Annotated in this window: 1 protein-coding gene; it reads left to right on the plus strand. The window is 43.0% G+C overall.

Annotated features, from left to right (window positions below; genetic code table 11):
* On the plus strand, positions 1–374 hold a 374-nt coding region (locus A3773_RS17055), incomplete at both ends, for an RNA polymerase factor sigma-54 (protein WP_500040259.1).

Genomic DNA, 374 nt, shown 5'->3' on the forward strand with positions numbered 1-374 from the left:
ATGTCTCCGTCTTCAAAGACCGCGGAAAATGGATAGTTCAGATTAACCCTGACAGTGTTCCAAGACTGAAAGTGAATCAACAATACGCGAAACTAGGTACAGGCAACAGTGCTGACAGCCAATATATTCGCTCTAATTTGCAGGAAGCGAAATGGTTGATTAAGAGCCTTGAGAGTCGCAATGAAACTTTGCTCAAAGTAGCTAAGTGCGTTGTCGAGCATCAACATGACTTTTTCGAATACGGTGAAGAGGCAATGAAACCAATGGTTCTCAACGATGTTGCCCTTGCTGTAGACATGCATGAATCGACAATTTCTCGAGTTACCACTCAGAAATATATGCATACCCCACGCGGCATTTTTGAACTGAAGTAC

This window comes from Neptuniibacter pectenicola, assembly GCF_001597735.1.
Taxonomy (GTDB): domain Bacteria; phylum Pseudomonadota; class Gammaproteobacteria; order Pseudomonadales; family Balneatricaceae; genus Neptuniibacter; species Neptuniibacter pectenicola.